The organism is Halobacillus litoralis, from assembly GCF_020171725.1.
In the GTDB taxonomy this organism is placed as follows: domain Bacteria; phylum Bacillota; class Bacilli; order Bacillales; family Halobacillaceae; genus Halobacillus; species Halobacillus litoralis_F.
Genome location: NZ_JAIVAJ010000007.1, coordinates 90,981 through 103,524, shown reverse-complemented (window position 1 = coordinate 103,524; position 12,544 = coordinate 90,981). Strand labels below are relative to the sequence as shown.

12 protein-coding genes are annotated in these 12,544 nt (G+C 44.5%); 9 read left to right on the top strand and 3 right to left on the bottom strand.

What is annotated here, in order from left to right; translation table 11 throughout:
• The first annotated feature begins 54 nt into the window (after window positions 1–54).
• Window positions 55–276, top strand: coding sequence for a DUF3951 domain-containing protein (locus LCM20_RS14925; RefSeq protein ID WP_225196283.1), 222 nt, complete (start codon window positions 55–57; stop codon window positions 274–276).
• A gap of 3 nt (window positions 277–279) precedes the next feature.
• On the opposite strand, the gene LCM20_RS14920 is transcribed toward LCM20_RS14925, so the two are convergent.
• Window positions 280–978: a DUF5694 domain-containing protein gene (locus LCM20_RS14920; protein WP_225196282.1), complete on the bottom strand. Its 699-nt coding sequence runs from the start codon at window positions 976–978 to the stop codon at window positions 280–282.
• The gene (locus tag LCM20_RS14915) at window positions 975–1,937 is read right to left on the bottom strand and encodes an LLM class oxidoreductase (protein WP_412098005.1); all 963 of its coding nucleotides are present in this window, start codon (window positions 1,935–1,937) and stop codon (window positions 975–977) included. Before LCM20_RS14915 ends, LCM20_RS14920 begins: the two co-directional genes overlap by 4 nt.
• A gap of 476 nt (window positions 1,938–2,413) precedes the next feature.
• Here LCM20_RS14915 and LCM20_RS14910 point away from each other — a divergent pair, with 476 nt between their 5' ends.
• The 4 genes from LCM20_RS14910 (at window position 2,414) to LCM20_RS14895 (ending at window position 7,932) form a co-directional block, all read left to right on the top strand.
• Window positions 2,414–4,180, top strand: a complete 1,767-nt coding sequence (locus LCM20_RS14910; protein WP_225196280.1) for a PTS mannitol-specific transporter subunit IIBC — start codon at window positions 2,414–2,416, stop codon at window positions 4,178–4,180.
• A 70-nt stretch (window positions 4,181–4,250) separates the two neighbouring features.
• On the top strand, window positions 4,251–6,353 hold the full coding sequence (locus LCM20_RS14905; protein WP_225196279.1) for a BglG family transcription antiterminator: 2,103 nt from the start codon (window positions 4,251–4,253) through the stop codon (window positions 6,351–6,353).
• 18 nt (window positions 6,354–6,371) lie between these two features.
• Window positions 6,372–6,809, top strand: a complete 438-nt coding sequence (locus tag LCM20_RS14900) for a PTS sugar transporter subunit IIA (RefSeq protein WP_225196278.1) — start codon at window positions 6,372–6,374, stop codon at window positions 6,807–6,809.
• Window position 6,810: 1 nt separating this feature from the next.
• Window positions 6,811–7,932 carry a mannitol-1-phosphate 5-dehydrogenase gene (locus tag LCM20_RS14895; RefSeq protein WP_225196493.1) on the top strand — a complete coding sequence of 374 codons (1,122 nt, stop codon included), beginning with the start codon at window positions 6,811–6,813 and terminating at the stop codon, window positions 7,930–7,932.
• A 110-nt stretch (window positions 7,933–8,042) separates the two neighbouring features.
• Here the strand turns inward: LCM20_RS14895 and LCM20_RS14890 are convergent, their stop codons facing one another.
• Window positions 8,043–8,402, bottom strand: a complete 360-nt coding sequence (locus tag LCM20_RS14890) for a PilZ domain-containing protein (RefSeq protein WP_225196277.1) — start codon at window positions 8,400–8,402, stop codon at window positions 8,043–8,045.
• Window positions 8,403–8,531: 129 nt separating this feature from the next.
• Here LCM20_RS14890 and LCM20_RS14885 point away from each other — a divergent pair, with 129 nt between their 5' ends.
• The 4 genes from LCM20_RS14885 to LCM20_RS14870 all read left to right on the top strand — a co-directional run bounded on the left by LCM20_RS14885 (window position 8,532) and on the right by LCM20_RS14870 (window position 12,534).
• On the top strand, window positions 8,532–10,298 hold the full coding sequence (locus LCM20_RS14885; protein ID WP_225196276.1) for a M3 family oligoendopeptidase: 1,767 nt from the start codon (window positions 8,532–8,534) through the stop codon (window positions 10,296–10,298).
• Between the two features lie 55 nt (window positions 10,299–10,353).
• On the top strand, window positions 10,354–10,662 hold the full coding sequence (locus tag LCM20_RS14880; RefSeq protein ID WP_225196275.1) for a 4a-hydroxytetrahydrobiopterin dehydratase: 309 nt from the start codon (window positions 10,354–10,356) through the stop codon (window positions 10,660–10,662).
• A 406-nt stretch (window positions 10,663–11,068) separates the two neighbouring features.
• Complete coding sequence (tnpA, locus tag LCM20_RS14875; RefSeq protein WP_225196274.1) at window positions 11,069–11,407, top strand: IS200/IS605 family transposase; 339 nt, start codon at window positions 11,069–11,071, stop codon at window positions 11,405–11,407.
• Between the two features lie 11 nt (window positions 11,408–11,418).
• On the top strand, window positions 11,419–12,534 hold the full coding sequence (locus LCM20_RS14870; protein WP_225196273.1) for an RNA-guided endonuclease TnpB family protein: 1,116 nt from the start codon (window positions 11,419–11,421) through the stop codon (window positions 12,532–12,534).
• The last annotated feature ends 10 nt before the right edge of the window (window positions 12,535–12,544 follow it).

Genomic DNA, 12,544 nt, shown 5'->3' with positions numbered 1-12,544 from the left:
AATAGGATTGTCATTTCCAGGGGAGGGAATAAGATAAGAAAAGGAGGTGGCGTTATGCTTTTGAATGCGATCGGGATGACAATTGTCGGCGTTGGTGTTCTGACGATCATGATTTTTGTAGCTTACAAGCTTTTCATTAAGAAAGAGTCCATCGATACTTCAAGTGCCTATACACCTTTTGATTACATTGCAGGCCAGTCCAACAGGGAATTTCATACGATGGAGGATTGGGTGCAGGAAGAGAAGGAAGGTGGAGACGATGCCTCCACGCCTTAACTTCTATAAGAAATCTCCAAGACTCATTAGATTGACTTCCTGACTGTCTGAAATCAACTGCTTTAACAAGTGAAGGTGATCCCCTCCTGTAAACACAAGGATCCGTTCGCCGGGGTCTGCCAAACGAAGCACATTCGCCGTTATGGCAAGATCCCGGTGGTGCCATTGCTTCAGCCAATGAACGCCTACACTATGCTGTCGATCCCCCACCTTAGCAATCTTCATATACAATTGCCTCATTCGTTCGAGGTAGTGATCCTCATTCATCGCTTGCAACTTCCCCAAGAACGTGCCGTGCTGTCCGCTCTCCGCCTGAAGTTCTTGATGGGTATGTACGATATCTTTGAACAAATGGGGTTGATGCTGCTTGGCCCATTCAAACACTTCTTCAAGGGATGGGGTAGACATATCGACGATTTCATCTACCGCGTGAAGCTCGGGGAGTTCGGCTTTCTTGGCGATTTGGAATCCGAACTGCTCGACTTCATCGTATGCTGGAGGAATCTGCCCGTTGATAAACTCGTTGTATCTCCTGTTCATTTCTTCTTCTACATAAAAGGATTTCTCAACCGCGATTTTATTCGGCTCAAATGCCGCTAAGGCTTCGTTGATTTTACGGATCTCATCTTGGTGTTCGTTGACAAGGGACGGTTCGACTGCCATGTGGACCATCCCAACGAGTAATACATCCGGCTTTTTCATGTCTTCATACCTCCTGTTGAAAAGTAAGGGATAACCTCTTCCCCGATCTCCTGCATGACATCCTTTACAGGGCGTTCATTTTTGGACAGACCAAGTATGATGTGGTTGACTCCAATCGCACGGTACTTTTCCAACAGCCCCTTCAAATGTTTGCTTCCAATCCGATACCCGGCTGGAATTTTCTCTGGTGGGTGATGGGGGTCCTCGGTTAATTCTAAGGGGAGAGGCATAACAAATGGACGAAACGTTTCGCCGTGATATACTTGCACCTTCCTTCGATATTGAGCAATGGTATCCTTCTGTTTGTCAGGGCTTTGAGGGTAGAACATCCAGCCATCACCGTGTTCTGCCACCCAGTCCAACGTCTGCTGGCAATATCCCGTCATAAAAACAGGGATATGATCGTGTGGTTTCGGTACTAGGTTCGATTTGTGGAGTTTTCCAAATGAAGACTCCCATTCAGGGTACTCGTTGTAGAGCGCTTCCTGGAAGTATCGGAACGACTCACGAAACCATTCGCTTCTTTCCATAATCGGAATGTTCAACCCCTCGAAGTCTTTCCTTCGATCGCCGGAAGATAAACCTAAAACGAAACGTCCAGGAAATAACCGGTCGATGCTTGCGACTTCCTTTGCCATCCGTAATGGGTGGCGGAGCGGGGCTACAAGGGCAGCTGTTCCAAGAGCGATCGACTGTGTGTTTGAAGCGAGGTATGTGAGGTAAATTAAACTATCAAAAATCTGACCTGTCGCAGCATCTTCAAATGTCGGGTCTTCTAGTAATACGTCCTGAAACCACAGGCAGTGAAATCCCAGTGCCTCTGCCTGTTTGGCACGTTCTACCTGCTCCGTCATTTCAGGAGGGGTATCTTGATAGTTTTCCATAGGAACAGAAAGTCCTAGTGTCAGCTTGTTTTCTTGAAAGAGTGATGGGTAAGTAATGGAATGCTTCAACGTCATCCTCCTATTTGGTCCGGTTTTCTTCATTATAAAATAGGTCCCTGTCCAAGTGCGAATAAGTGGATTTATAAAATAGAAAAAAGCGCCTCCTGAAGTCAGGAGACGCATCTATAATGGTTTGATTCTATAAGTACAGCTTACAAAAAGTAGATCGCAAGATAAAGGACTCCAGTCAGAACAGCAGAACCACCAGCAACACTCGCAATTTCAGCCGCGTCATATTGAATACGTTTTTTCATGGTTATAAGCCCCTTTCCAATTTTGAATCGTGTACTAATATAGACGGATGAGCCTGCCAGAAAGTTTCAGTTTTATTACATAATTATTTCAATTATATTTCAACAACAAACGACATCTTTTAATCCTGTCAACAAGGTCCGTGACAAAGATGGGTTTTGCTTTTATTGAATACGCTTACCTGGCGGCATTACAATAAAGACATAGAAACAGAACAAGAGACGAAGGAGGAATGGTTGATGAGTGATCAACAACAAGCAGGAGTGAGGGCAAAAGTCCAAAAGTTCGGTAGTTTCCTAAGTAGTATGATTATGCCGAATATCGCCGCTTTCATTGCCTGGGGAATTATTACAGCGTTATTCATACCAGATGGCTGGTGGCCGAATGAAACGTTAGCTGGTATGGTCGGTCCGATGATCAATTACCTATTGCCATTATTAATTGCTTTTACAGGTGGTCGATTGATTCACGGTTTACGAGGTGGAGTTGTCGGTGCAACAGCTACAATGGGGGTTATTGTAGGTTCACCTGACAGTCCGATGTTCTTAGGTGCGATGGTGGCTGGTCCGATTGCCGGTTACGCCATGAAGAAAGTCGATGAATTCCTGGAAGGAAAAGTCCGTCAAGGATTTGAAATGCTGGTTAATAACTTCTCAGCCGGAATTCTAGCAGCGATCCTTGCAGTTGGCTCTCTTTATACATTAAGCCCGTTGTTCGCTGGCATTACCGATTTACTTGGAGTAGGGGTAGACTTCCTCGTATCCGCAGGTCTACTGCCGTTGGCAAACTTATTCATTGAGCCTGCCAAAGTCGTCTTCCTGAACAATGCGATTAACCATGGGATTCTGACGCCGCTTGGCACGGATCAGTCGCTTGAGACAGGAAAGTCGATCCTGTTCTTGCTGGAAGCGAACCCTGGCCCTGGTTTAGGTGTCCTTCTTGCCTTCATGTTCTTTGGCAAAGGAACATCTCGTCAAACAGCTCCAGGTGCAGCGGTCATTCAATTCCTAGGTGGTATCCATGAGATTTACTTCCCGTATATTCTATCTAAGCCACTTGTTATTCTTGGTGCGATTGCCGGAGGTATTTCTGGTACAGCAACGTTTGCCTTCTTTAATGCAGGACTGACTGCAGCTGCTTCACCGGGTAGTATCTTTGCTGTGCTCGCGATGACAGCAAGAGACAGTTACTTCGGAGTCATTGCAGGTGTCGTTGTGGCAGCCGCCGTTTCCTTCGTTGTATCTTCTATTATCATTAAACTTAGCAGTAATGATGAGGAAGATGGCATTGAAGAGGCGACAGCTAAGATGGAAGGAATGAAAGGAAAGAAGAGCAGCGTATCGGGTCAGTTATCCGGTAAACAGACTGCTGATGCAAAGGCAGCGGTTGATGGTGTCCCTTCATTAAATAGAAAGAATGTAGATAAAATCATCTTTGCCTGTGATGCGGGCATGGGATCCAGTGCAATGGGCGCTTCCCTTCTTAAAAAGAAATTTAAAGAAGCATCCATTGACATTGATGTCACGAATATGGCGATTAACGACTTACCGCAGGATGTAGACGTCGTCATTACGCATAAAGACTTGACGGAACGTGCAGTGCAGAAAGTGCCGAATGCCCATCACATTTCTGTGGAAAACTTCCTTAAGAGTCCTAAATACGATGAGCTTGTAGAAGAATTAAGTGACGATCGTGCAGAAGAAACAGATGCACCTCTTGCAAAAGAGAACGTAGACAAGATTATCTTTGCCTGCGATGCCGGTATGGGGTCAAGCGCTATGGGAGCTTCCCTGCTTAAGAAGAAATTCAAACAGGCAGACATTGATATTGATGTCACGAACAAAGCAATCAACGATTTACCTCAGGATGTTGATGTCGTCATCACACACAAAGACCTGACAGAACGTGCGAAGCAGAAAGTGCCGCATGCACGTCACATTTCAGTTGAGAACTTCTTGAACAGCCCGAAATATGATGAGCTGGTCAATCAACTGAAGAACCAATAACCCTTGCAGCAGGAAAGGCCTTTAACTAGCCCTTTCCTGTCTTTGCTGAAAAGAAAGGAGGGGTTAGCTTTTGTATGTTTCAGCTCGAGAACGAAAAATGATTGAGTATCTGATTGAAGCGCGCGATCCAGTTCCCGTCAAAAAAATCGCTGAAGCTTTGGGGGTGAGTACCCGTACCGTCCATCGAGACCTGAATGGACTGGAGCAGACGCTCAATGATTATGACCTGTTTTTGCAAAAGCAGACGGGAAGAGGCATTCAACTCCTAGGTGAACAGGAGGGGATCAAGAAGCTCAGAGGTGAAATTCATGAGGCGCCTTCTTTGGATTATACACCTGATGAGCGGAAGGTTCTCATCTTATCTTGGTTGTTGGATGCGAAAGAACCAGTCAAACTGATGAGCTTAGCTTCGGACCTGGGAGTTACGGTAGCGACTGCGAGCCATGATCTTGATCAAATTGAGGAAGACCTCTCGGCTTTTGACCTTCAACTCGTTCGCCGAAGAGGATATGGCGTTGAAGTTGTAGGGAAGGAAGTCAACATACGCGAAGCCTTGCAGCGGATTATGATGCAGCACATGAGTGAATATGACTTTTTGAAGCTGTTGAAGCAGTATATGAGTGTTCAAACGGACCCCTCGGCCCTTGATGCCGTCACGGAACATCTGCTTGGGCTTGTAAGTAAGGAACAAATTCATACGATTGAAGAAGTCGTAGAGTCCTATCGTTCTGAACTCACCTATCCCCTTGCAGATAGTGCTTATATCGGATTGATCATTCACTTGGCTCTGGCTATGGAGCGGATTAAACAAGGTGAGGAAATTCAAATGGAACCGGAATATTTGAACGAGCTCCGTCCGACAAAGGAATTTGACGTCGCCCTTCAAATGATCAGGCAATTAGAGAAAGACTTGGATTTAGTCATTCCCGAAGCGGAGATTGGATATATTACGATGCACCTGATGGGGGCAAAAGCCCGTTACAATAAGGATTCGGTCATTGAAGAGAGCAGTCTTCGGATTGCCTTCAAGGCAAAGCAGCTCATTGAATATGTGTCGAATGCTTTGCAGAATGATCTGCAGAACTCAGAGAAGCTTCTGAATGATTTAGTCGTCCACTTAAAGCCTAGTTTGTATCGTATACAGCAGGGTATGGATATTCAAAACCCGTTGCTTCAGCAAATCGAAGAGGATTACACGGATTTATTTGTCATCATCGAGGATGCCGTGAAGCATGTGTTTCCGAAGCTTGCCTTTCCTAAAGAAGAAACGGCTTTTCTCGTCATGCACTTTGCCAGTGCTTTGTTGAATTTAGAGGAAACCAAAAGGATTCGTGTACTGGTTGTCTGCTCGAGCGGGATTGGGACAGCGAAAATTTTGGCAGCCAAGTTAAAGCGTCAGTTCCATGAAATTGAGACCGTTGATCATCAATCGTTATTCGATTTAAGAGGGGTTTCTTTGGATCAATATGACTTGATTGTTTCAACCATACCCATTGATCATTTGGACCACTACGTTCTCGTTAACCCGATGCTGAGCAAAGCGGATATTCATCGAATTGAACACAGAATCCGCAAGATTAGAATTATCGACAGCATGAGACGCCATGACGGACCTGAACAGGAAGTGAAAGACCAAACGCTTGAATCGGTCCGCCACTCGGTGACAGCGGTCCAACAATATATTCAGACGATCAGTCATTTGTTGAACAGCTTATACACCTTTCAGCCATATGAAAACGAAAAAGAGCATGTGATTGTTGAGGTGTGCCGGAAGCTAGAGGAGCGAGAGGCGATTCGACAACCAGACGAAGTGTCGGCTAAGCTGATTGAGCGCGAGTCTGTTGGTGGGCTCGGGATTCCGGATACCGGAATCGCTCTATACCATACGAGAAGTCATCATATTCCGAAGCCGTCTTTCAGTGTAGCGTCTCTGCAGCAACCGGTGGCGGTTCAGTCGATGACTGGCGAGACGATGGACGCTTCAGTATTCGTGTTCCTTCTGGCTCCTGAGAGTCTGAGTGGAGAGGGCCTGGAAGTCGTCAGCTATTTGAGCACGCTGTTCATTGAAGATCCGGCAAGTGTTGAAGTGATGAACAAAGGCAGCGAAGAACAGATGAAGGACTATGTATCCAATCAACTGCACCGATTAATGAAAGAAAAACTATCATCTTAAGAAAGGGAGAGTTCAAATATGACAAACCAAATTTTAACTGAAAAAACAATCGAACTGAATCAGAAGTTTTCTACGAAAGAAGAGGCAATCCGTTATGTCGGAGGATTGCTGAACGAGCAAGGCTATGTTGATGAGACGTATATCGAGAAAATGCTTGAGAGAGAAGAAGTGACATCAACCTTCATGGGGAACTATGTAGCGATCCCTCATGGTACAGAGGATGCGAAGAAGGCTGTAAAAGAAACGGGAATTGCTGTCGTCACCGTTCCGGATGGAGTGGACTTCGGTGGTGGTAACATCGCCAAGCTGTTGATCGGCATCGCAGGAAAAGGTGATGAACATTTAGAGATTCTATCTCAAATTGCAGTGGTTTGCTCAGAAGAGGAAAACATCGAGGCAATCTTGGAAGCTTCTTCTAAGCAGGAAATCATCGACATGTTCAGCGAGGTTGAATAAGATGAAAGCCGTTCACTTTGGAGCAGGGAATATCGGAAGAGGATTCATTGGAGCCCTATTGGCAGAAGCCGAGTACGAGACGATCTTTGTTGACGTTAATAAAGCCTTGATCGACGAATTGAATGAACAGAGGCAGTACACGGTCGAGCTTGCCGGAACAGGCAAATCGGAAACCGTAACCGAAGTCAGTGGCCTGCACAGTCAAGAGCAGGAACGGGAAGTCATCCAAGCGATTGCCGAGGCTGAATTGATTACGACAGCCGTCGGACCACACGTCCTGAAGATGATAGCACCGCTTCTTGCGAAAGGTTTACTTGAGAGAAAAGAAGAAGCGAATGTCGTTGCGTGTGAAAACGCCATTGGAGGCAGTGAGATCCTTAGGAAGCATTTGATGGAATCCCTTGATGAGACGCAGCAGTCTCACGTTCAGTCGCTTATCGGCTTCCCGAACGCTGCGGTAGACCGTATCGTTCCGGATCAAACGAATGACGATCTTCTGACGGTGAAAGTCGAACCTTATTATGAGTGGGTTGTAGAAACGAGTGCGATGAAAGGTACACGTCCTGATGTACCAGGCATCACGTATGTTGAGGATCTCGAGCCATACATCGAGCGAAAGCTGTTCACGGTGAATACAGGCCATGCTTCGACGGCCTATCTCGGTTTTAAGAAAGATTATCATTTGATCAAAGATGCCATTTCGGATGATTCGATTAAAGAGAAGGTAAGAGGAGCCTTGTCCGAGACGGGGGCTGTCTTGATTGAGAAATACGGGTTCAAAGAAGACGAACATCATCAGTACATCGAGAAGATCCTGAAGAGATTCGAGAACCCCGATCTTCTAGATGAAGTCGTCCGAGTAGGGCGGGCTCCACTAAGGAAGCTGGGTAAAGACGATCGTCTCGTCAAGCCCGCTTCTGAGTACGTTTCCTTGTTTGAGAAGACGCCGGACCATCTAGCGGAAGTGATGGCAGCTGCCTTGAGCTTCCACGTCGAATCGGATCAGGAAGCAGTCGAGCTTCAGCAGATGGTGGAAGAGAAAGGGGCGCTTCAAGCCTTTATAGCAGCTTCTGAACTCTCCTCAGAACATCCTGTCGTAGAAGCCGTCAAACAACACCTATAAAAGAAGACGAGATCAAGTAAAAGAAGCTCCCTTTTCGGTGCCGACTCCAGAAATTCTAAGATTTCCGGGGGCAACGCGAGGGGAGCTTTTTATATGCCTTTTCTGATCGGTTACGAGCTTTGTGATTTTCTGAAGGATTTCAAGGCATTGACGACATCTTGATCGTAATCTTCGAGGAAGTCGAGACCGTACCAGTACTCTCCATTCGTTCGTTTGCACCAAATGACATTGGCTGTCACACCCAATTCAACTCCAGCGAGTGTGGTTTGAATAAAGAATTGGACGGGTTTGTCTAATGGAATGTTGAAAGATGTGGCCAGTCTCATTCCGCCGGGGCTCAAATCTAAAATATGCGCCTTTCCAAAAGAGGACTGAATGGAGCGCCCGCCAAGTTTGACGATTCTATATTTCGCTTCTACTGGTTCGGTGAATTGATACCGTAACGTCTCATGGCGCCTATACCGCATCATTTTGTAATCCCCCCTGACATTCGCATAAATGTAAAGTGCTTGGAATTATAATAAATGTTACCATTAATTTCGGAATAGTTGAAATAAAAGTTAAGCAAAAGAAAGGGAATGAGTATGAAAACGTATGAGATGAAATGGGATTTGGATTCTCTCTTCAGTGGAGGAAGCGATTCAGAAGCATTGCAGCGATATGTAAAGAAGACGGAGGACGATGTTGCACACTTGGAACAGTTGGTCCAATCCTTTACCGCTCCGAAGCACATTGATCAGACAAAAGATTTCTTTGAAATTGTCGATCACATGCAGCTCGTTATGAAGGAATTGAGTGAGTTCGGTGCATTTGTCGGCTGCTTAAGCGCGCAGGATGTAAAGGATCATAAAGCAGGGCAGTGGCAGTCGAAGCGTACAGAAATGGGAGCGCGCTTCGGAAATACGGCGACGGCCTTTGAACAGAAGCTTGTCCAAGTGGATGATGCGACGTGGCAAGCCCTATTGAAGCAGCCTGAGGTGCAGGAGCTTTCTTTCGTGTTAAATGAAAAGAGAGACCGTGCCAAAGATTTGCTCGAACTCAGACAAGAGACACTCATGAATGACTTAGCCGTGGATGGTTATCATGGGTGGGGGCAGATGTATGACGCTCTTGTAGGGAGAATGACAATCGAGGTAGATGGAGAAGAATTGTCTGTCGGTCAAGCATCGAATAAGCTAGGTTCTGAGGATCGTACGGAGAGAAAAGAAGTATTTGAGAAATTGCAGAACGCTTGGGGTAGTCATTCGGATTTATTCAGCGAAACGTTGAACCATTTATCCGGCTTTCGCCTCCAAATGTATAAACATAGAGGGTGGGATAGTGTCTTAAAGGAACCGCTTGAGTACAATCGTATGAGTGAAAAGACGCTCAGTGCCATGTGGGAAACGATCAATGATTACAAACATAAGTATAAGAAATACCTCGATAAGAAAGCAGAGATGCTCGGACTTCTTAAGCTTAGTTTCTATGACGTGGAAGCTCCTGTAGGGGCAAGTCATCAGAAAATGGATTATCAGGAAGGGGCGGACTTTATCGTAGAACAGTTCCAGCGGTTCAGTCCTAAGATGGCTTCTTTTGCCGAGATGGCTTTTCAGAACCAGTGGATTGAAGCGGAAGACCGTCCGGGCAAGAGACCAGGAGGCTTCTGTACAAGTTTCCCAGATCATGAGGAGACAAGAATTTTCATGACGTATTCAGGCACTCCGTCCAACGTGGCGACATTAGCCCATGAGCTGGGGCACGCTTATCATCAGCATGTAATGAACGATATGCCGATGCTGAACCAAGGGTATGCCATGAATGTGGCAGAAACGGCTTCAACTCTTGCTGAAATGATCGTTGCAGATGCGGCCGTGAAACATGCGGAATCGGATGAAGAGAAGCTTACCTTGCTTGAGGATAAAGTGCAGCGCAGTGTCGCTTTCTTTATGAACATTCACGCCCGTTTCCTGTTCGAGACACGTTTCTACGAAGAAAGAAAATCAGGAGTGGTGTCAGCGGAGCGTTTGAACGAGTTGATGGTAGAAGCACAGAGGGAAGCGTACGCAGACAGTTTGGATGAATACGACTCTACATTCTGGGCCTCTAAGCTTCATTTCCATATTACAGACGTTCCGTTCTACAACTTCCCATACACATTCGGGTACTTGTTCAGTATGGGCATTTATGCCAGAGCGATGGAAAGTGGGGAAGCGTTTGAAGACCAATATATTTCCCTGCTTCGAGACACGGGGCGTATGAGCGTGGAGGACCTGGCGAAAAAACACCTTGATGTCGATATTGAAGAGAAGCAATTCTGGCAGGATGCACTTGAGCTTTGTGCAGCGGATCTCGATGAATTCATGGATCTTGCAGATAAGCTTTAAAATCTTTGAAAACGGGTATCTTCTAAAGAGAGACTTAAGGATATGAGGTGAGAAGATGTCTGAAGAAAAACGTATTCCAGAAGATCAGAAGGAAAGCCGTGTGCAGGAAGAACTGGACGGCTGGAAATTGACAGACGATAAGTTCATAACGAAGCGGTACCGTTTTGGGGAGTTTTTGACAGGTGTGCAGTTCGTTAATCACATTGCTGAGTACGCAGAAGATATTCAACACCATCCGTTTATAAGCATCGATTATAAAATGGTGACGTTAAAGCTTACTTCCTGGGAAGCAGGTGGACTGACGGAGCTTGATTTGAGCTGTGCGAAGAAATATGATGAGTTGTTCAAATCGATTACGGAATAAAAAAAGAAGGCGCTGATTCGAGTTCAGCACCTTCTTTTTCCTTCTATGTTCTGTTAACCGCAGTCGTCTATTTAACATTTCTCTATATACTATGTGATAGGTACAAAATCCTATATAGGTTAACAACTTTACTTTAACACAACAGAAGGAAGAAATCTAATACATTACAAGAAGAATATGGATTTTAACGAACTCCCGAAAGAAGTCTCCCTCTTCAAGCGTGTGAAGGGCGTAGCCCAACGGTAAGGGGGAGATGAATTTCGGTTGGGCGGGGAGCCCAAAAGTTCTTGTCATTTATCTCCATGTGGTATAATCAGTCTTATAACGTATAAAGGCTGATATGAGAATGAAGTTAGATAGTAATAATCATTCGGTGTTCTTGATGTATTACCATTTGGTATAGGTTGTGAAATATAGAAGGAAAGTCATTGATGACAAAATTTCAGACTATTCGAAAGAAAAGTTTGTATCATTGGGCGAGAAATACAACATTACATTGGTCAAATGGAACCATGATCTAGACCATGTTCATATTCTGTTCAAAGCCCATCCTAATACCGAACTGTCAAAGTTCATCAATGCCTATAAAAGTGCCAGTTCAAGGCTTGTCAAAAAAGAATTTCCTCTTGTGCGAAAAAAACTATGGAAAGAAATGTTTTGGTCAAGGAGTTTTTGTTTGTTGACCACTGGTGGTTCGCCTATTGAGGTGGTTAAAAAATACATTGAAAATCAAGGGGAAAAGTGAGGTGATTTGATATGGCTAAACTGAATAAAGCATACAAATTCAGAATTCATCCGACAGATGAACAGTCTCTGATGATCCGTAAAACCTTTGGTTGTGTTCGCTTTGTCTACAACAAAATGTTAGCAGAACGAAAAGAAACGTATGAAAACCTAAAAGACGATAAAGAAGCTCTGAAAAACGCAAAACATCCTACTCCTGCCAAGTACAAAAAAGAGTATGAATGGCTAAAGGAAGTGGACTCGCTAGCGTTGGCGAATGCACAATTAAATTTAGATAAAGCATATAAAGCCTTCTTCAAAGGAAATGCCAGGTTTCCGAAATTCAAAAGCAAGCGACATAGACAAAGCTACACAACAAATGTCGTAAACGGTAATATCGAGTTGTTGGATGGTCATATCAAATTACCTAAACTAAAAAAGGTCAAAATCAAGCAACATCGAGAAATCCCTTTCATGCACAAAATCAAATCCTGCACCCTTTCTATGACTGCATCAGGGAAATACTATATTTCTATCCTGACAGAGTATGAAAAAAAGATTGAAACCAAAGAGATCAAAGAAGTAGTTGGATTGGATTTTGCAATGAATGGATTGTTTGTTGATAGTGAGGGTGAGAAAGCCAATTACCCGAAATTTTATCGACAGATGCTTGATAAATTAGCAAAAGAACAGCGCAAACTTTCCCGAAAAAAGAAAGGCTCTTCGAATTGGAATAAGCAGCGCATCAGAGTTGCCAAAATCCAAGAAAAAGTCGCTAATCAACGAAAGAATTTCCTCCACCACAAGTCTAAACAATTAGTATCAGATTATGATGCTGTTGTGATTGAAGACCTAGACATAAAAGGCATGTCACAAGCACTCAAATTCGGTAAAAGTGTCGCTGACAATGGTTGGGGGATGTTCACCTCTTTCTTGCAGTACAAACTAAAAGAACAAGGGAAGCAACTTATCAAAATAGATAAATGGTTCCCATCCACAAAAACTTGTTCGAACTGTGGTTCAGTAAAAGAAATCCAACTGTCAGAGCGTACTTATCAGTGCACTTGTGGTCTAAACCTCGATCGAGATTACAATTCAGCACTCAATATCAAAAAAGAAGGCATTCGCATATTACCAAGTGCCCAATAAAAAATATAAA